We start from the raw sequence: 18491 nt of genomic DNA on the forward strand, positions 1-18491 counted from the left end.
GCCCGTTAACTTGCCCGTTAACTTTCGTTAGGTCCATGTGCCCATTTTTTTAGTAAGCTAGGATGTTGGTGTTCAAAGTTAATTAAATAAAGTTTGGTTTTTCTATTGGTACTTAATTCTTGATAGGTGATAAATTTAGCTTGGCGTGAGCTTGATCTACTTTTGTAATAAGCTACTGATGGTGCACTGAAATGAAAATTTAAAAAACGTGGTAATTTAGAATGTTCATCAAGTACTGTCCATAACCAGATTTTATCTGTGGCTTTGCTATATCACGTAGTTTAGACTCATTGATATAGCCTTCTCTAAAAGCAATCTCTTCTGGGCAGCATATTTTTAGACCTTGTCGTTTCTCTATCGCTCGAATAAACACTGCTGCATCAAGTAGGTCATCAAGTGTTCCTGTATCTAGCCACGCGGTACCTCGCCCCATAATCTCAACTTTTAGGCTTTTCTGATTTAGGTATTGCTCAATCACATCGGTGATTTCTAACTCTCCTCTTGGAGATGGCTTGACATTTTTCGCGTATTCAACAACCTTGCTGTCAAAGAAGTAAAGCCCTGGAACGGCATAGTTGGACTTTGGTTCACTTGGCTTTTCTTCAATCGAGATAGCTGTGCCGTTACTGTCAAACTCGACCACGCCGTACGAGGTTGGGTTGGCAACGTGGTAACCAAATACGGTTGCCCCTTGTTGTTGGTTATTTGCGTTAACAAGGGATTTTGCAAGGTCGTGACCGTAGAATAGATTATCCCCTAAAACGAGAGCGGCGGGCGCACCAGCCAGAAACTCTTCCGCTAGGATAAAGGCTTGTGCCAAGCCATCTGGTGAAGGTTGTACTTTATACTCAAAGCGAATGCCCCAATCAGAGCCATCGCCAAGTAAATTTTGGAAGCGCGGTAACTCTTCTGGTGTAGAGATAATGAGGATCTCTTTAATGCCTGCTAACATTAAGCTTGAGATTGGATAGTAAATCATCGGTTTGTCGTAAACTGACATCAATTGTTTACTTACGCCTTTTGTGAGTGGATATAAGCGGGTACCAGAACCGCCAGCAAGAACAATACCTTTGCGGGGTAGGTTGGAGTTTTGCATTTTTAAGCCTTTACGCGTTGTTATCTGTATGAAAAAATTTAGCTGTTAGCTGTTAGCTGTTAGCTGTTAGCTGTTAGCTGTTAGCTGTTAGCTGTTAGCTGTTAGCTCGTCCATCATCGATGAGAGCTGCTTGCGCCAGTGAATGGTATTCACTCCGCTATAATCTTCGGTTGTTGATTTGTCTATCACACTAAAGCTAGGGCGTTTTGCGGGTAGTGGATAAGCGCTTGCTGGGATAGGGCGTACAGGAATGGCCTTATCTAGCATGCCTTTTTCTATCGCCAGCTCTTGAATTGCCGTCGCAAAATCGTACCAAGATGCCACGCCTGCATCGGTCCAATGCAACATTAAGCTGTGAGCTGAAGGCTCAGAGCTGTCAGCTTTACTTGTGAGTGTCCAGATTAGTTTCGCTAAACCTTTAGCCCAAGTTGGCGTTCCCACTTGATCGTAGATAACACCAAGCTCTGGTTTTTCCGCCATGAGGCGAAGCATGGTTTTTACAAAATTATTGCCATGCGCAGAGTAGACCCAAGCGGTACGAATAATGGTCGCATCACCGCCCAAAATATCGTCGATTTTCATGTCTCCCATGAGTTTTGACGCACCATATACATTGATTGGGCTAGGGGCGGCATCGACAGAGTAGGGTGTCGTTTGCTTGCCATCAAACACAAAGTCGGTAGAGACATGAATCAGCTTGGCATTAATTTCCTTACAAGCTAAGGCTAGGTTTTCGCTGCCTTTCTCGTTAACGGCATAGGCGATAGTGCTATCGCTTTCGGCATTGTCAACCGCTGTGTAGGCCGCAGCATTGATGACCACGTCTGGTGATTCTTTTATTAGAACTTCGTAAACGCGAGCCGTATTTGTGATGTCGAGTTGTTGGGCGTCAAACGCGATCCAATCAATACCGGTCGGTGCAGTCTGCTCTAGTTCCCAGGCCAGCTGGCCTCCACGGCCTGTGATCAATACTTTCATAAATGTCCTTTAATAATGCGAATGTTAGCTACTTCGCTAATCTCGTTTTCCTATTTTATTTGTAATACCATGCCAAATGCCTTGAAGCATGGCGGCGATGTGTTGGTGTCTCTTGTTAGTAAATAGGGAGTAAATCATAAACCGTGGTACTAACTTGATGAGCTCATTTCGTTTCCAAACGCTAGGTACATACGGGCGCCTTAACATGTGAATCACATTACGAAAGTAGTAATAGTGACGAATGGGCGAGTGGTTAACCACATTCACACCCATTACCGATATGGGCTTTGTGCCCAGGCAGTGTGTAAGCTTGGCGTTGGGAATGACATTGATTTGGTAACCTTTGGCATTGGCTTTGAGGCCCCAGTCAATGTCGACAAAATCTATAAAAAGCGATTCGTCGTGATTGCCTATATCGCTGTAATGAGATAGACAAAGGTAACTTCCAGAGCTAATGGTATAACTTGCCCATTCGATATGGTATTGAGCTTTGCGCCGAAATAGGCGTGAGCCTTGTATCTGAATGATACGTCCACTGCGTTGCAAGTTTGTGTCAAAATAGACAGGTGCAAGGGCGGCTATCGGTTTTGTGTACTGCTCGTTGCAACGTGTTATGTGTGCGCGAGCTCGTCGCATTTGGTGAAAAAATTCGTCATCAGGCTGAGAGTCCTGGTCAAACAAAAAACACCAAGTTGCGCCGTGCTGTTTGGCGTAGTCAATCCCATCGTTTAGCGCTTTGGCAATGCCAAGGTTTTCTCCATAGCAAATACTATGTTTGAATCGACGGGCTGTTGGCGTTTGATTGTTGTCGCCTGTTTCCGTGGTGTTGTCAACCACCACCACGCCGCCACCTTGCTTTTGGTATTGAGCCTGAAGCCACAAAGCATGGTTAATGGCGCTGTCATCAGGTTGATAAAATACAATAACGGCCCAGTCTGTCTGCAGCAATGTGTTTGTGGTTGTCACGATGGCTTTTGTTTGTTCACTGGTTGAGGTTGATGCGTGTTCACTTGGTGTGTTTTTAACCCTTTGACCGATAGCAGGTTTTTACACGTTAATGAATAAATCAATACGCTATTTAAATGCATGAAAAACGCCCGTGATAGAAACTGCTGGCTGTTTCTTTGCCTATGATGAGTCGCTTTTATATGGTCAAAAAACGTGACCGACATCCCTTGCTGGTGCGCTCTTTGGCAAATGTCGATGTCCTCGCAGTAGAGGAAAAAGCGTTCATTTAACCCGTCAAGCTGCTCATAGATTAGTGATTTAAATAGCAGGAATGCACCACTGGCCCAATAGTGCTTCGGCAGTTGCTCTGGTTTATGTTTGTCAACGACACTACTGCGGTCATTTAATAGGTAGTTTTTACTAAATGTAAGCAGTGAAGGGTAGCATCGTAAGTTGTCATCAAAGTGTTGATGTTTGTGATCCAAAAACAAGTTTGGCGCAGCAATAAGCGGTTTGCGCTGTTTTAAACTGTCAATCAGTTGCAATATTGATGGCATGTTGATGTGAATATCGCAGTTAAGCAAGACAAAGTAGTCGTCACTTTTCATGCCCAGCTTTTTGGCTTCCAAGAAGTTTAAGTTGTTGTTTGTCGCAAACCCTATCACTTTACTGTTTTGATAATAGTGTATGTTTGAACGTTCACAGTGCTGTTTTAACCGTGCATTGCGTTTGTTATCGCGGCAAAGTACGGTGACACCATCGCACTTTGCCAGTCGTTTTAATGATTCAAGTTTTTGAATCAGTGTGTCGTGTCCGTGCGATACCGCAGAAATGTACAAATGCATAATAATCCCTGTATGCGTTTCGAGGTATCAGGATGTTGGTAAGGAAGTGCGTATCTAATAAAAGTGTTTACCTAATAAAAAAGCGTAGGTGCTTAGTTAAAATGTCGGTGCTTGCGCAAAGAGTAGGCCGTTTTCATCTTTATCGGATAAGTTAGGCTTTTCGCCATCAACCAAAGGCCACTCGATGTTAAGGCTTGGGTCGTCCCACTTAACAGAGATTTCAGCATTAGGGTTGTAGAAATCCGTACATTTGTACACAAACTCAGCCTCTTCGGAAGTCACATAAAACCCATGAGCAAATCCCTCTGGTACCCAAAGCTGTTTTTTGTTGTGTTCTGAAAGGTAAACCCCTACCCATTGACCAAATGTTGGAGACTCCTTACGCATATCGACGGCAACATCGAAAACTTCGCCCTTTACCACTCGTACCAGCTTTCCTTGGGTGTTTTCAGTTTGGTAGTGTAAACCACGTAAAATCCCTTGGCTGGATTTGCTGTGATTCTCTTGCACAAAATCACGCTCTGCGCATTGTTCGTTAAAGGTGGTGGTGCGGAAGGTTTCCATAAAGAAACCACGCTCGTCTCCAAACACTTGTGGTTCAATAATCTTTACATCTGGAATTGAGGTTTCGATGATTTTCATTCTATGCCTTATTTTAGCTCGTAGATAGTGAGGACAATAATGCGCCCAATAGCAAAGATCATGCTGGTTAAAATAGCAAATAAAGTAATGTTGTAGAGCACCTCGGGGTACTGGTTGTCCTCTGGTTGGGTCGCGGCCTCTACGGTAACTAAGTACTTTAACTGACGGTAGGCCTCAATACGAGATTTCTCTAGCGACACTTGCGATGACGTGTACGCTTGGAGCGCTAACTCCATTTTGACTCTTAAGTCAGTAAATGTGGCCAGAATCTGGCTGACTGAAAAGCTTTCGCCTTCAGAGGTAGCGAGTTTAGTACGCTCAGAGACAAGTTGTTGCTCGAGAGCGGCAATCTCATTTTGCAACATTTTTACCTGGGGGGCTTGTGCGCTCATAATTTGGCTTAAGCCCGTTAACTCAGCATTTTTGGTAGCGATTTGTCCCTCTAGCCCATAGGCTATTTGTTGAATTGCGGCGCCTTCTGCTGTTGGATCGATTAAATTGTATTTTTGTTGAAAGCCAAGCAGGGCGGTTTGAGCATCGCGAAGTTTTTGCGCCACTATCTCGTGCTCACCTTGAATAAAGGTTAGCTGCTCCTGAGCCAGCTGGTGACCTATCGAGTTTATATACCATTCGGCACGGTCAACGATGGTTTGTGTGAGCTGCTGCGCGTACTCTGAGCTAAACGCCTGCCCATAAATAGTAATCACGCCAGAGGTGGTATTAACTTCGACTTTCACTCGTTTTTTATAGTATTCGATGGCGGTTTCTCTGCTGTCACTGTCGTGCAATCGGCTAAAATAATCGATACCGCTATCGCTAAAGTGTTGTCGCATATTTAACTGACGATTGAGGTACTCAATCATGTCGTTGGAGTAAATATAGGCTTTCACCAGTTCAGAGTCTGTCCCTTGAGAGCTGCTTACCCCTAGGCCACTGAGTAACGCCATTGAGGCATCCATAGTCGCCATTCCGTCCGGCTGCTGCACCGTTACTTGTGCTTGGCTCTCGAAGCGCTCAGATGCCCATAAGGTTTGATACAAAGAAAATAGCAGCGTTGGAATAACCACTAAAGCCACAAACGGTCGTCGTGAGATCCATTCGATGAGAGGCTTGGTAAAGTCGTACCATTGTGGTGCTTTTGAATCTGCCTCCGTTGCAGCTGAAGGCGCTTTCCTAGCGCTATTTGTAGTGGTTGTCTCTGATGCTTGGTTATTTTCAATGGGTTTGGAGGGCGTCCGTGACGTTGCACTCTTCACTGCCGATGTTTGTACGGTTGCCGCCGCTGTCACCGAGTCGTTCGGCGTGCTTTGTTGTTTCACTTTTAAATTTTTGACTCGTAGGCGTATTCGGTTAGCAAGTTGCGGATCATTGGCGTCGAGTTGTTTGGCTTCATTGAGCAAGAAGTCAATGTCGTTAAATTCTGAGGGCTTAACGCTGACTCTAAACTCATTAAATCGTTTTTCAATCATAGTAATTTTTACTGGCTGTTTAGTCGCGCGTTAGCGGCTAATGGCTTGTTTCCAGCTTACGTGATAACAAGCTAAAGAAAAGAACACGAGGACAATGGTCACAATGTCTAAGTAAAAGTAGCTTACGCCTTCAGAGCCGTAAGCCGGGTAAGCGGCGTAGCGTATCAGTTCGACAGCATGGAGCAGTGGGTTCCAATCTAAGTAATGCCAATATTCTCTGGGGATATCTTGAAGGCTAAAAAAGATACCGGAAATAAAGAAAATGGGTCTCATCGCGAGATTGCGCAGTTTATCTAGCTCTGGAACGTAGCAAGACGCTAGGGCTGAAATCAGTCCTAGACTGGTGGCGATTAACCAGACGCGAACCACAATAAACATAACCTCAATAGGGTCATCTATTTGGGTTTCCATTTTCAAAAACAGACATAGTACGGCGATGGTTAATATAACAAACACCTTGACCAAGAATTCAAAGCCTGCGATGGCGATGACGGAGCTAATGGGTTGTACCTGCCTAAAGGCATAGAGAGGCTTATTCTTTTTGATGGAGACAGAAACGGTTTCAATCATGCCCAGAAAAAACTGGACTAATATCATGCCATAGACCATGAAGAAAAATGTTGGGATACCATGCGTATTCCCACCATCCATTTTTCCGCGAATAAACGACAACAGAAAGATAAAACTCACCGGCGAGATAACGCTCCAAGCAATCCCAAGTTTATCGTTAAATTTGCTTTTTATCTCGCGCAGAAAGATAGCAAAGATGACGTCTTTCCAAATAATGAGTGTCGAGCGTTTTTTTACTGTGGCCATCAGGTACAACCGGTATGCGGGTTAACGTCGCAGCGCTACGTTGGCTGAAACGGCAATTTGGTAGACGATCTGTGTGATGTCTTTAACCGCTTGCATGGTTTTGGTATCGACTTTCGGTAGCACCAAGATTTGGTCACCTTTGCGGATAATTTTGTCGTTACCAAACTCGACCAGGCCATTGGCACGAACGATAGCAATACGCTGATCTTCTGCTCGCTCCGTAAATCCACCCGCCCAAGCTACATAATCATCGATGGTGGCGTTTTCGTTAAATACCACAGCTTGCGGCATCAGCACTTCACCACCAATAGCGATAAGATCGGTCTTATACGGAATGACGATTTGGTCGCCTTGCTCTAGCATGATATTGGCGATGTTGCCATCTTCAGACACGATGACTTTGCCCAAAGGCTGTACTTTGCGTGCTTTTTCAGAAAATTGCAGCACCATTTCGGCTTCTTTAGCGCGAATTGCCGCTTCTCCATCGGACGAGGCTGGCGCGGTGAATACACTGCGCTCTAATCGATCTAACGAGTCGTTTAGTGTTTGCTTTTGACGTTCAGCGACACTTTTTCTTAGGATGTAAATCGAGCCATAATCAGCCAATTGCGGATTAATCGGGATGTAGTGCAGTACGTCATGCAGTTTCGCGGTTTTCTTTACGGCAAAGTAGGACGGGCCAAGGTAGCTCCCCATGACTTGTATGTCCATCACTTGTGCATGCAGGTCATCATTATAGAAAACCTTATCGCCGTCTTGTACTTCAAAGGTTAGAAAGTCTTTGTAAGTTAGGTAGCGTGAAAACGGACCACTAGCACGGTTACCGACAATACCAACGTGCGAAATTTTTGCGAGAGGACGTGCGTAATCGGACAGTTGCGACCCTAGTGCGCTGTCACCGTCTAGCTCAAACCGGAATGGGTTGCGTGCCCCACCAGCAACAACGACAGCCGACTTTTGCGGTTTCACAAGAATGACATCACCGTCTTTAAAGCTCATTTTAGGCAGTTCACCGGTACGAATAAACTCATAGAGATCGACCGTGGCGATGACTTTTTTATTACGTAGAACTTTTATTTCTCGATAGCTGCCTCGCTCAGAGTCGATGCCGCCTGCGCGTTTTAGGTAGTAAAGCAAAGAGTCTGAAGCCATGCCTGCATATTGACCCGGGCGAATAACAGGGCCGCTGAGATAGACACTTACCGGTGTTGAGGTCAGCAAGTTTACATAAACATTGACGTTTTTGGTGTAAATTCGCTTAATTTTAGAGCTCACCAATGCGTTTACTTCACTGGCACGGACATCTTGTACTTTTATTGGGCCAATGTTGGGAATGAAAATATTGCCTTGGTTGTCAACAGTGGTGACATCAGAGTAGTTCACCGCTCCCCATAGCCAGATGTTGATCTTATCACCTGCGGCAATTAGGTAATTGTCGCTCAGGCCATCGGTTCGCTCGGTTTCGTAACCGCCTGCGAACAAATTGGCACCATAAGGCGGTGGCAGTGCTTCACCAGAAGAAGGGAGCAATTCTCGAACGTTAACTTCCCCTGGTAGCAATGTACCTTGACGCCCAGTGGTATTGTAACTGCCCATTTCAAGCGCTTGGTTTGGGGTCATTCCAGCTTGCAGCTGAGAGGAAATGGAGACCTGTGAGGCATTTGTTGGGATTGAGGCGCTCTGGGTAGCTGCGCCGGTTGGCACAGCGGTAGAGCTGGAGGATGTGCCCATAAGCTCTGGTGGTATCGTTACTGCGAATGCGGATGAGCAGGCAATAACGGTCAGAGCAAGGCTACTAAGCCGATAAGTAAGCTGAAATACTGACATTACTGAATCTTTATTATGGTTGAGGTTTCAACGATATTGTCGGTTAAGTACCAGACTTTGATTGGTGTCGTTGAAGCTGAACTGATATCGGAACTTTCTAGTTTCGCACAGGCGATGCGCGTGCGGTTTTCATTAATATCGGTCATCATTTGTAGCGCTCGGCACTCCTGACCAAGTCCCGAAGTATAAGGTTTACCTACTGCTACCATCATGCCGCTGGCATTGATTTGTGTTGTAATTGGGTTGTTTAATGCGACCCAATACTTTTCTGGGATACGTTCGCTATAGGTGATCGTCGATTGCCCAACTAGGGGAACCTGAGCTTCAACTTGACGTGGTGGTTGTGCGCATCCAGACAATACCATTGCGCAGACTGAGACGAGTGTGAGTTTGGTAGTAATTTTCAAAACAGAGGTCTTAGTGTTTGGACCGGGTTTGGGTACGCTACCGCCCTACGGTTTGTTGCGTTATCCATAACACGCGTCGAGTGAAAAAGTTGAGATGCTTTGGTGTAATTTAAGAACAGATTGAGCCGTTCTATGCGGTCGATATCATACCGTGAGAGTGAGTGTGAAGCAATGTCACGATTTTTGATTTAGGTCTCGGTTTGACGATAGATTGACGATAGATTGACGATAGTTCCTATCGCTAGGCAGTGTTGTCGTTATCATCTATTGGTTAGTTTGATATTGAACTGTGTAATTATATTACGTTATTGTTGCAATCAATTAGGTACAACGCTTATTCATTTCATAGGACTCTAAAACACATGACACACTACGATATTTTCAATGGCGACGCGGATGGCATTATTGCGTTATTACAACTTAGGCTCGCTCAACCTAAGGAATCTGTATTGATCACAGGGGTGAAACGCGACATTAAATTGGTCGAGAAGGTGGCAGTGAATAAAGGCGATCATCTTACTGTTTTAGATGTGTCAATGGAGAAAAACCATAACAGTGTGGCAAAGGCGCTGTCTTGTGGGGCAACGGTATTCTACGCTGATCACCATAGAGCGGGTGAGATTCCTCAACTTGATGGACTGGAAGCGCACATTGATTTAGATGCCAATACATGCACCTCATTGATTGTTGATCGTTTACTAAAAGGTCAATATCACGCTTGGGCGATTGCTGCGGCCTATGGTGACAACCTAATTGCAAAAGCGGATGAGTTAGCCATTGAGGCCGGTTACTCCAGCGCCCAAAGAGCCTTTCTTAAAGAGCTGGGCACTCTAGTCAATTACAACGGTTATGGTGCCAACATTGCCGATTTGCATTTTGAACCAGCCACCTTATTTAAAGCGTTATACCAATACTCATCGCCATTTGAGGTGCTAGAAGACCCGGAGTCGCCTTATTTTGTGCTAAAGGCCGCGTATGAGGCTGACTTGGCGTTGGCAATGTCTATTGAGCCTACTTATTCCTCCAAACAATTAACGGTTATCGAACTTCCTGATACCGCAGCCTCACGACGAATCAGTGGGGTTTTTGGTAACTTGCTGGCGAACCAAGCAAGTCACAAGGCACATGCAGTATTAACCCGAAATCAAGACAGCAGTTATACGGTTTCTCTTCGAGCCCCGCTTGACAATAAACAGGGCGCGGGAGATATTTGTGCCCAATTTGAGTCAGGTGGTGGACGAGCGGCAGCCGCTGGGGTAAATGCATTGCCTGAAGCTGAGCTAGACAGCTTTATTCAAAAAGTAGAGTCGTTCTACCTGAATGCTTAATAACAAGCATCGTACCTTATAATATTGAGGTGCACTAAAAAGACGGTATATTTCGACTGATTAAATAGTCGGTTGGGCTTAAAAAGGGAAAGAAAAATGAAAATTTTAGTCACTGGGGGCGCTGGCTTTATTGGTAGCGCTGTCGTACGTCACATTTTGGACAACACAACCGATAGTGTAGTGAATGTCGATGCATTAACGTACGCCGGAAACACAGAATCGTTACCGAATGCGCTGGATAATTCGCGTTACTGCTTCGAGCATGTTGATATTTGTGATTTTGCAGCCTTGCAGCGTGTGTTTGAGCAGCATCAGCCAGATTTGGTTATGCACCTTGCGGCGGAGTCGCATGTGGATCGCTCAATTGATGGCCCTTCTGCGTTTATTCAAACCAACCTAGTCGGTACGTTTAATATGCTGGAAGTTGCTAGGCAATACTGGAACGCGTTAGAGAGTGACAAAAAAGCGGCGTTCCGTTTCCACCACATCTCTACCGATGAAGTGTATGGTGATCTCGAGGGGACAGACGATCTGTTCACTGAAGAAACGTCTTATGAGCCAAGCAGTCCATACTCAGCCAGCAAGGCAGGTTCAGACCATTTGGTTCGAGCATGGGGTCGTACGTACGGTTTTCCTGTATTGGTGACTAACTGCTCTAACAACTATGGTCCTTATCATTTCCCTGAAAAGTTAATCCCACTGATGATTTTGAATGCGTTGGAAGGCAAGCCTTTACCAGTTTATGGTGATGGTATGCAGATCCGAGATTGGCTGTTTGTGGAAGATCATGCTCGCGCGCTTTATAAAGTCGTTACCGAGGGTAAGCTTGGCGAAACCTATAATATTGGTGGGCACAACGAGAAAGCGAACATCGATGTTGTGAAAACTATTTGCCAATTATTAGAAGAGCTTGTGCCAAACAAGCCAGAAGGCGTGGATGAATACCAAAACTTAATCACTTACGTAACGGATCGTCCAGGACATGACGTGCGTTACGCTATCGATGCTTCTAAGATAGAGCGTGAGTTAGGCTGGAAACCAGAAGAGACGTTTGAGTCTGGTATCCGCAAAACGGTTGAGTGGTATCTGAATAATAAAGAGTGGTGGACTCGCGTTCTTGATGGTTCATACACGAGAGAGCGTTTAGGTAATAACTAATCAGCCCAATTTTCTCAATGCCAGCAAGGCGGTGCTCAATATGGTGCCGCCTTTTTACTTTGATGTTATAGCGTGCAACGCAAAGCACAGAATTGCTCTATTGGTCGCAAATAGCCAATTGCATCAAGTTTTCCCCTATGCTGTTTTTTATGCTCGATTGCCCCAATGAGCAAAAGGAAGCTGCATGCTGTTTATCACTAATCGAATCCCCATTCAATCTGCGCGCTCTATAAAGAATCGCAAGATTTCATTCAATTCTCAAAATACTGATATCTCTAAATGGCTCTATTGCTGTGAGCGGCGCGGAGAGGGGGAGTATGTCGAGATATTATCTTCAACCATGTTCACAAAATTGAAGGCGCTACCTGCGGAAACGCAGCTGCTGTTTTATCTGCATGGTTTTAATAACAACATGAAGCGTGATCAAAAAGAAAGCAGCCAACTTCAGAGAGAAACGCGCTGCTGCCTAAATCGAATTAGACATCGCTATCAAGACGTTTACACATCGTACTCAATTTATTGAATGTTAGGAGGTCATACGAATGGAGCTTACGAGAGGGGTGTTTGTCCATCATCATGGGGGAAAAAATACGGTCACAGGATCGTGTCATGAGCTGAATATTGAAGGTAACTCAATCCTTATCGATTGTGGGTTGTTTCAAGGTGGGGATGCGAAACCCAAATCGTTGGATATTGATTTTAGTTTGGCGGCTGTGCGAGCGTTAGTACTTACTCACGCTCATATTGACCATATAGGGCGTCTGCCTTGGCTATTTGCCGTAGGCTTTCGAGAGCCTATCTATTGCACTCACGCGACGGCACATTTAGTACCATTGATGTTGGAAGACGGACTAGCACTCCAATTAGGACTAACTAAATCCCAGCGCGCACATATTGTTCAGCTCATTAGCCGCAAGCTTAAACCTGTAGGCTACAACGAGTGGGTGCCTGTGAAAAACGCTAAGCAGCACTACTTTACCCACATTCGTTTTCAGCCCGCTGGGCACATATTGGGAAGTGCTTATGTGGAAGTGAAGTTGCCCAATAAAGAGATTGTGGTGTTTTCTGGTGATCTTGGCCCAAGCAACACGCCTTTGTTGCCCGACCCAAAGCCACCTAAGCGAGCAGACTATCTGTTTTTGGAATCGACTTATGGCGATAAACGTCATGAAAGTGTTGAATCCCGTTCTAAGCGATTACTAGAGATTATTCAGCGTAGCCTTAGTGATGGCGGCGCCATTATCATTCCGGCATTTAGCGTTGGGCGAACCCAAGAACTGCTGTTTGATATAGAAACCCTGTTGTCGCAACACCAGCTAAGTGAGCGCTTACCTATTGTTGTGGATTCACCACTCGCGGCTAAGGTGACCAATGCCTATCGGCGGTATCGTAAGCTTTGGAGTAGAGAAGCAAAAGCGAAGGTCTTGGATGGGCAGCGTCCGCTCAGCTTTGATCAATGCATTGTGGTGAAGTCTCACCGAGAGCATGCAAGGCTGGTGAATCGACTGGCGGCCACGGGTGAGCCAGCGATTGTGATTGCTGCTTCTGGGATGTGTCAGGGTGGGCGTATTGTGGATTACCTAAAAGTGCTGTTGCCTGATGAGAGAACCGATGTGGTGTTTTGTGGGTATCAGGCAGGTGGTACGTTGGGGTGGGATATTCAGGCGGGTCGTTCTTCTGTTGTGATTGATGGTGATTCGGTTGACGTTAAGGCGAGTGTGCATTCAATGTCTGGGTATTCGGCGCATGCAGATAAGAACGATCTATTAGCGTTTGCGCTGAGATGTTCAGCGCACCTTAAGCAAGTGCATTTGATGCATGGTGAGTCAAAGTCAAAACAACATTTAGCGTATGATCTTTACCAGATCAAAGGTGCTAAAATAGAGCTATAGGGAGAAACATGCAACTTAATTGGTTGGATTTCTGCCTGTGAAAGAGTCGCGTCTCATTGGTAACTCGGGTACAATCCGGCTTGTTTTTACGTTATGTAGTATCCTGTTGCCACAGAGTTGTGTACAAATCTAGGTGGTAAGTTTGCTTTTTGAGGGTGTTACTTAAGGGCGGTAGCATTTGCTTTCGGAGGATATTATTAAAGCGCAAGTTATGAGTACTGTTGGTGTGCAGTTATTGGGGAAACTACTAATTGCAGGTGGAGGGGTCCTACTTGCTAGATTGCTCGGGCCAGAGGATTATGGTTCTTATAGCTATATACTGTCAATAATAACGATTGCAACATTACCAGTTGTAGCTGGTATGCCCAACTTGATTATTAGAGAGCTCTCAATCTATCAACAAAACAAAATGTGGGGACTGGTAGTCGGATTGATATCTTGGTGTCGATGTTACGCTATGCTGATGTCGGCTTTTGCTGCACTATTTGTTTTTTTTGCATATGTTCTAGGATTTATTGTAGATGTAAATCTCAATGTTCTATTAATTGCTCTAGTGTTAGTTCCTTTTAGGGCTTTTTTATCTCAGCAATGTGCGTTCCTTAATGCATTTCAAAGGCCAGCCTTAGCCAAAGTGCCAGAGCAAATAATAAATCCGACGCTAAGTATGATCTTTATTTTATTGTTTGCATATTATTCTAGTGTAACATTAGAAACAGTTTTTATATCTGTGGTGCTATCTACAATTTTGTCTCAAGTTATTGGTGTGATTTTATCTCGAAATAATCTCGAAGTTGTAAGAGGCAACCTAAATCCAGAATGGAAAATGAGAATCTGGGTCAAGTCTCTAGTCCCGTTTGCGTTAATCGCATTTGTTTATACCCTAAACTCGGAAGTCGCAACAGTTTTTCTTGGTAGCTTTAGTTCACATCAAGAGGTTGGATACTTTAAGGTGGCAATTCAAGCGGTAGCTATTATCTCTATTGGTTTGTCTTCAGTAAATTCCGTCATCATGCCCAAAATTGCCAGATCTTATAACATAAGAGATATTTCTCAGGCTCAGGCTACTATTAGAAGCGGAGTTAGATATAGCGTTCTATTATCAATGTTTATTGTTTTTGCGTATGTTTTTTATGGACGCCACTTAATTGATTTTTTATTTGGGGTGGAATATTCAGGAGTGTATGAAATATTAATTATTCTTACTTTTTATCAAGTGATAGATGTGCTTCTAGGACCTGTCGGCCTAGTGCTTAATATGACTGGAAATGAGGGGAAGGCACTTTCTAGACTCTTGGTGGTATTTGCTGTTAATGTTGCTCTTTTGTTCTTGCTTGTTCCATTATATGGTGCGGCAGGAGCTGCGTATGCAATGTTATTTAGTTTGGTCTTATTAAAAGTGTTGATGTGTTTTGCTGTTTATCAGTCGACAGGGTTAAAAACTTATATACATTGAGGGTTTATAATGAATAGTGAGATTTTTTTTAAACCAATCGAAAATGACGTTTTGAAGTATGATCATGGCTTGACGCATTTAGATGATGGTATTACAGCATTTATTCGATTAAAGGATGAAGCTCAAACAATAGAAGCATCTCTAAGATCAATTGAAGGTTTGTTTGATTATTACGTTATTCTTATTCAGCCATCGAATGATAAGACGGCTGAAATCGTTAAAGAAGTTATGAAGGATAGTAAAGCGACTATAGTACATTACCCTTATGAATCTTGGCCAAATGGCCCTGGATATTCAGAACAGGATGAAACTAGTGTTTATAGTAGAACGTTCTTTTACAACTTTGGTACTCAATTCATTCCAACAAAGCATGCATTTAAGTGGGATGGTGATATGATTGCGAGTACGGATTTAAGGAAGTACCTTTCTAAATGGCGTAAAAATAAGCGCGGTTATGTTGCAATGAAAGGAGTTGAGTGTGCAGATGGTTTGTGTGCCACAGTGAATTCGAGAATATATACGGGTAATGAAGTTCGAATATTTAAATCTAAGAAGAGTGCGTTTAGTAATGGCCCTAAATGTGAAATACTAAACATATATAAGAAAGGCCTATTGTATGCAATTTTTCGAAGGTTGTTTATTTATAAGATGCAGCAGCCAATGTACTATCATTTTAAGTATGCAAAACTAGAAAGTAGTCAGACAAAGGCTTGGCCTGAAAATTGGCGAGAAGTTGAACATTTTGTAAACCTTATGAGCTTTGATGTTGAAAGCAATAAAACAACCTTAAGGCCGCTTAGTGAAAATATATTGAAATAGGTTTTCTATGATACGAAAAATAGTTAGAAATATTATCCCAATACAATTTCGCTCTATGATACAGCGCTTAAGAGGGCGAAGTGTCTATCATGATTATTATTTGATGCACAGATGTATATTTATTCATATACCAAAATCTGCTGGGCAGAGTATCAGTTTGGCTTTGTTTAATGACAAGCACCCCGGTCATTACTCAATAAAAAAGTTTGAATGGGAAAGTCCGAAAAAAAAAGAAGCTTATTTCAAATTTACAGTTGTTAGGAATCCTTGGGATCGACTATATTCAGCTTATAATTACTTGACGAAATTTACACCTTACAAGTCAGATCAGGAGTTTTCAGAGAAGTATTTGAGTGAGTATAAAAGCTTTGAGGACTTTATTTTAAATGGTCTGAAAAAAAAGGAAATTTCAAGCTGGGTTCATTTTCGACCACAATCTGACTTCCTTCTAGATTCGAAAGGCAACTTTGATATTGACTATGTAGCTCGCTTTGAAAATATTGAAGACGGTTTTTTAGATATAGCGAAAAGACTTGATGTTGATGTACCTAAGTTACAAAAAGTAAACTCTAGTAATCGTGACTCCAAAAGTTATAAGAAGCATTACTCCCAAGATACTATTCGTATTGTAGCGAAACACTATGAAAACGATATAAAATTACTTAATTATGAGTTTTAAATATGCTGAGTTATAGAACAGTCCTTTTTTGTTGCGAGTCTCTTGAGCGTTTTCAATTTATAAGCCGTTTAGCAGAGCCAATCAAAAATAAAGCCTTATTGATTACTACAGAACCACTGGTAAAAGTACTGAGTCTTATAAATGGATTTGAGTGTCAATATGTACATAGAATGTCCAATGGTTTGAATCGCGTTACAAATATAAGAAAAGATGAGTTGGAAACTACAATCGAAGTCCTTAATGATGCCATGGCAGTTGAGGGGGCTTCTATGTGGGCTTCAGCTATTGAAAACACGATTTCTAAAAAAAAGTTTTCAAGAATAGAAAAAGTTGTTATTTGGAATGGTCAGCAAGTTCTAGGTAAAACGGTTGCTAATTATTACCGAAGTAAAAATGTGACCACTTTGTTTTTGGAGCTATCAAACTTACCTAAGAAAATATTTGTTGACAGAAAAGGGGTTAATGCTCAGTCTTCAATAGAAAATTTTAATCATCTACCACCTATTAATGAAGCTATTCATAAGCAGTGGCTGGATGATTACAGGTTATATAAGACCTCTCCGCCACCTCAAGCAAGTGTTAACCATAAAAAGAAGGTATTTAGCGCCCTTAATTTATTTTTGAAAGAAATTTTCTTTAGTAGAAACATCCACCCTACTTCACTCATTAAGCATAAGGTTGGTTCGGAATTTGAAACGGATATTGTTAGCCTGGAGGATGACTATTTTTTTGTGCCATTGCAGGTTTCGGGGGATACCCAAATAAAAATAAACTCGAAATACAACAATGTAGATTTGATTGTTTATAGTGCTCAAGTGGCAGAAAGGGTGGGTGCTAAGTTAGTGGTTAAAATACATCCTGCAGAAAGTAGTGTTAGCCAGGTGGAGTGTATTCTAAGCCTTAAGGAGAAACTAAATTTCTTGCTCTCGAGTCAAAATACAGTCGATTTATTGTCGAATTCAAAGAAAGTTATAACTATAAATTCCACGGTTGGCTTAGAGTCCATGATTCTCGACAAAGATGTAGAGGTTATAGGTGAAGCTTTTTATAAAGATTTCACACGAGATGACTTGCTTAAGTATATTCATGGTTATCTTGTTGATGGTGTTGACTACTTTTCGGATGAATCTATTGAACTGTCGAAAGTTCTGGAAATATTAGATAGATAATTCTGGTAAGAATTTTTAATGTGCGCTGTTTATAGTGTGATCGGTGATTTTATGATTGATGTATGTTTCATTAAAACTGGTAAGGCTTTTATACCTGAAGCTGATGCGTATAGTAAGTTTCTCAATTGTAGGGGGCTCTCTACGTCCGTTGTAGAAAGCGAGTTAGAAGCGAGTGAGCTGAAAGCTCGCTTATACTATCGGTTTGGTGGTGTATTGAGAGGTTGCATTGTAAAAGGAACGCCAGAAGTTCATGAATATCACACAGCAAGTGTTGGTCGATTCGCTTTTCTTAAGAATATATCGAAATCAATCTTAGCTTCCAAACCTAAATATTATTCATTTTTAAATGCCTTTGTTGAAGGAGAGTATTATTTCAGTCGTCAAATTCCTCGTTTCTATCGTGATATGGGGGCAAGCGATGCGGTATTATCATTACGCTCCATAAACTGTGAAAAGGAGTTTGATGTTTGTTATTTCGGAGCGATAAGTCAACGGAAGAATGTAGTGCCCGCCATTTCCGATTTAGCACGCCAAGGTTTCTCTATCGTGGTTGCTGGGCGTACTAACTCTGACGATGAATTATTGCTGAGTCAGATGAAGGGAGTAACCTTTCTTGGCATGCTTGATAGAGACCAAGTCCTACATTACCTGTCTAAGTCTAAAGCGGGGCTAAATATTATGCCTGACGAATACCCATTGACTCGGCAAACATCAACAAAAGTTATTGAATACTTGGTTGCTGGGCTACCTGTTATTTCCAATCAGTATGAGTGGATAAACGAACATAGCAGGCGTTATGGCTATGACTTCGCTACTATTAGCTCGTTAGATAAGAGAACTTTTCAATCGCTTATTAACAACCCCAATGCAATAATTAGCTTGGAGAAAGCGAAAAAATTCACATGGGAAGAAATCCTTCTAGAAATTGACTTTCTAGGTATCATTAACCGACTTATCAAGTGATG

At 42.8% G+C, this 18491-nt stretch carries 18 protein-coding genes; 9 read left to right on the plus strand and 9 right to left on the minus strand.

Translation table 11 applies throughout. From position 1 onward, the window contains the following. Positions 1 to 199: 199 nt before the first annotated feature. The 9 genes from rfbA to PG915_RS02100 form a co-directional block, all read right to left on the minus strand. Positions 200 to 1096 carry a glucose-1-phosphate thymidylyltransferase RfbA gene (rfbA, locus tag PG915_RS02060; protein ID WP_353497669.1) on the minus strand — a complete coding sequence of 299 codons (897 nt, stop codon included), beginning with the start codon at positions 1094 to 1096 and terminating at the stop codon, positions 200 to 202. Between the two features lie 87 nt (positions 1097 to 1183). Continuing rightward, positions 1184 to 2074, minus strand: a complete 891-nt coding sequence (gene rfbD / locus PG915_RS02065; RefSeq protein WP_353497670.1) for a dTDP-4-dehydrorhamnose reductase — start codon at positions 2072 to 2074, stop codon at positions 1184 to 1186. 36 nt (positions 2075 to 2110) lie between these two features. Further along, on the minus strand, positions 2111 to 3040 hold the full coding sequence (locus PG915_RS02070; RefSeq protein ID WP_353497671.1) for a glycosyltransferase family 2 protein: 930 nt from the start codon (positions 3038 to 3040) through the stop codon (positions 2111 to 2113). Beyond that, entirely contained in the window at positions 3037 to 3867 is an 831-nt protein-coding gene (locus PG915_RS02075) for a glycosyltransferase family 2 protein (RefSeq protein WP_353497672.1), read from the minus strand. The genes PG915_RS02070 and PG915_RS02075 overlap by 4 nt, the downstream gene beginning before the upstream one ends. Positions 3868 to 3963: 96 nt before the next feature. Beyond that, the gene (rfbC, locus tag PG915_RS02080; RefSeq protein ID WP_353497673.1) at positions 3964 to 4509 is read right to left on the minus strand and encodes a dTDP-4-dehydrorhamnose 3,5-epimerase; all 546 of its coding nucleotides are present in this window, start codon (positions 4507 to 4509) and stop codon (positions 3964 to 3966) included. Between the two features lie 8 nt (positions 4510 to 4517). Beyond that, positions 4518 to 5978 carry a lipopolysaccharide biosynthesis protein gene (locus tag PG915_RS02085; RefSeq protein ID WP_353497674.1) on the minus strand — a complete coding sequence of 487 codons (1461 nt, stop codon included), beginning with the start codon at positions 5976 to 5978 and terminating at the stop codon, positions 4518 to 4520. A gap of 30 nt (positions 5979 to 6008) precedes the next feature. Further along, on the minus strand, positions 6009 to 6794 hold the full coding sequence (locus PG915_RS02090; protein ID WP_353497675.1) for an ABC transporter permease: 786 nt from the start codon (positions 6792 to 6794) through the stop codon (positions 6009 to 6011). A gap of 21 nt (positions 6795 to 6815) precedes the next feature. Beyond that, positions 6816 to 8621 (minus strand): polysaccharide biosynthesis/export family protein, encoded by a 1806-nt coding sequence (locus tag PG915_RS02095; RefSeq protein ID WP_353497676.1) that lies wholly within the window; start codon positions 8619 to 8621, stop codon positions 6816 to 6818. Beyond that, positions 8621 to 9028 carry a hypothetical protein gene (locus tag PG915_RS02100; protein ID WP_353497677.1) on the minus strand — a complete coding sequence of 136 codons (408 nt, stop codon included), beginning with the start codon at positions 9026 to 9028 and terminating at the stop codon, positions 8621 to 8623. The genes PG915_RS02095 and PG915_RS02100 overlap by 1 nt, the downstream gene beginning before the upstream one ends. A 362-nt stretch (positions 9029 to 9390) precedes the next feature. Between PG915_RS02100 and PG915_RS02105 the strand changes: the two genes are divergently transcribed. The 9 genes from PG915_RS02105 to PG915_RS02145 all read left to right on the plus strand — a co-directional run bounded on the left by PG915_RS02105 (position 9391) and on the right by PG915_RS02145 (position 18489). After that, on the plus strand, positions 9391 to 10356 hold the full coding sequence (locus PG915_RS02105; RefSeq protein WP_353497678.1) for a DHH family phosphoesterase: 966 nt from the start codon (positions 9391 to 9393) through the stop codon (positions 10354 to 10356). Positions 10357 to 10452: 96 nt separating this feature from the next. Continuing rightward, positions 10453 to 11514, plus strand: a complete 1062-nt coding sequence (rfbB, locus tag PG915_RS02110; protein WP_353497679.1) for a dTDP-glucose 4,6-dehydratase — start codon at positions 10453 to 10455, stop codon at positions 11512 to 11514. A 184-nt stretch (positions 11515 to 11698) separates the two neighbouring features. After that, positions 11699 to 12037: a hypothetical protein gene (locus tag PG915_RS02115; RefSeq protein ID WP_353497680.1), complete on the plus strand. Its 339-nt coding sequence runs from the start codon at positions 11699 to 11701 to the stop codon at positions 12035 to 12037. A 19-nt stretch (positions 12038 to 12056) separates the two neighbouring features. Beyond that, positions 12057 to 13406, plus strand: a complete 1350-nt coding sequence (locus PG915_RS02120; protein WP_353497681.1) for an MBL fold metallo-hydrolase — start codon at positions 12057 to 12059, stop codon at positions 13404 to 13406. Positions 13407 to 13617: 211 nt separating this feature from the next. Continuing rightward, the gene (locus PG915_RS02125; RefSeq protein ID WP_353497682.1) at positions 13618 to 14859 is read left to right on the plus strand and encodes an oligosaccharide flippase family protein; all 1242 of its coding nucleotides are present in this window, start codon (positions 13618 to 13620) and stop codon (positions 14857 to 14859) included. A gap of 9 nt (positions 14860 to 14868) precedes the next feature. Next, positions 14869 to 15678 (plus strand): hypothetical protein, encoded by an 810-nt coding sequence (locus PG915_RS02130; RefSeq protein WP_353497683.1) that lies wholly within the window; start codon positions 14869 to 14871, stop codon positions 15676 to 15678. Between the two features lie 7 nt (positions 15679 to 15685). Next, the gene (locus PG915_RS02135; protein ID WP_353497684.1) at positions 15686 to 16357 is read left to right on the plus strand and encodes a sulfotransferase family 2 domain-containing protein; all 672 of its coding nucleotides are present in this window, start codon (positions 15686 to 15688) and stop codon (positions 16355 to 16357) included. A gap of 2 nt (positions 16358 to 16359) precedes the next feature. Continuing rightward, positions 16360 to 17526, plus strand: coding sequence for a hypothetical protein (locus PG915_RS02140; protein WP_353497685.1), 1167 nt, complete (start codon positions 16360 to 16362; stop codon positions 17524 to 17526). 51 nt (positions 17527 to 17577) lie between these two features. Continuing rightward, entirely contained in the window at positions 17578 to 18489 is a 912-nt protein-coding gene (locus tag PG915_RS02145; RefSeq protein WP_353497686.1) for a glycosyltransferase, read from the plus strand. Positions 18490 to 18491: the final 2 nt, after the last annotated feature.

This window comes from Vibrio sp. CB1-14 (assembly GCF_040412085.2).
GTDB lineage: Bacteria > Pseudomonadota > Gammaproteobacteria > Enterobacterales > Vibrionaceae > Vibrio > Vibrio chaetopteri.